The following is a 975-nucleotide window of genomic DNA, read 5'->3' on the forward strand; positions in this document are numbered from 1 at the left end:
CAGGTGATGGCGTCGATCTGGATCCGCGTCGACTCCGGTGATCTTGGCGGGCGAGGCTCACGACGAGTGCGAGGGCGAGCGCGGCGCCGATGATCAAGGTCAGGGAGGCGATCGTGTCGCCGGTCGACATCGCAGCGTGCGTGGCGCCGTTGCTGCCGGGCTGGAGGAATCGTCCGAAGTCGCCGAGGCCGTGGAGCAGGATCGGCACCCACAGTGTGCCCGTCGCGCGGTAGGCGCCGTAGAAGAGTGCGCCGTCCAGAGCTACGGCCAACGTGTTGAGGGCGATCGTGAAGATGCCCAGGTCTTCGAAGAGGTAGCTGACGACGTGGGCGAATCCGAAGGCGAAGGACGTGATGAGCAGCGCCGCCAGCTCCCGGTGATGGCCGAGGACTGTGACGCGGAGGATTCCGCGGAAGTAGATCTCTTCGCCGATTCCGATCAAGAGGGATCCGATCAGGTAGATCAGCACCACTGAGACGGTCTGTTCCGACCAGGGGACGCCCATGAGGAGGACGACGACTTGCACGGTGAGCACGACGGGGATGGCGAGCATCCACCAGCGACGCCGCTCGGTGAACGGAGACGGAGCCGTCCACACGTCTCGCGTCCACCCTGCCCTGCGGGTGAACAGCACCCCGACGGTGATGAGGATCGGGAGCACGAGCAGATGGCTGAGGGCGAAGTCGAGGGTCTCGTCACCGTCCGCGAACACGCTCAGCAGGTTGCCTCCGACTGCCGCGAGGAGAACGTAGAAGGCGACGGCAGCGAGGCCCACCCAGATCATTCGGGGCACGGACTTGGGGTGGCGGATGTCGCTCATGACGTGATTTCCGATCTGAGAAGTCGTTTCGGCAGGCCGCCCGTTTGGAGCTTCGCTGCCATTCGAGCCGGTTGCCTCTCCCACCGGGGAAGCTTGCGGGACTGCGAACGGGACAATGTTGTCATGCGACCCACTGTGCTCGGTCTGTCAGCCGG

The 975-nt window shown here is 65.0% G+C and carries 1 protein-coding gene; it reads right to left on the minus strand.

Features of this window, described 5'->3' with window-relative positions:
- Positions 1-820 (minus strand): CPBP family intramembrane glutamic endopeptidase (locus F8O03_RS17945; protein WP_151425110.1); only part of this gene is annotated, 820 nt, incomplete at its 3' end.
- Positions 821-975 lie beyond the last annotated feature (155 nt).

The organism is Pseudoclavibacter terrae (assembly GCF_008831075.1).
Classification (GTDB): domain Bacteria; phylum Actinomycetota; class Actinomycetes; order Actinomycetales; family Microbacteriaceae; genus Pseudoclavibacter; species Pseudoclavibacter terrae.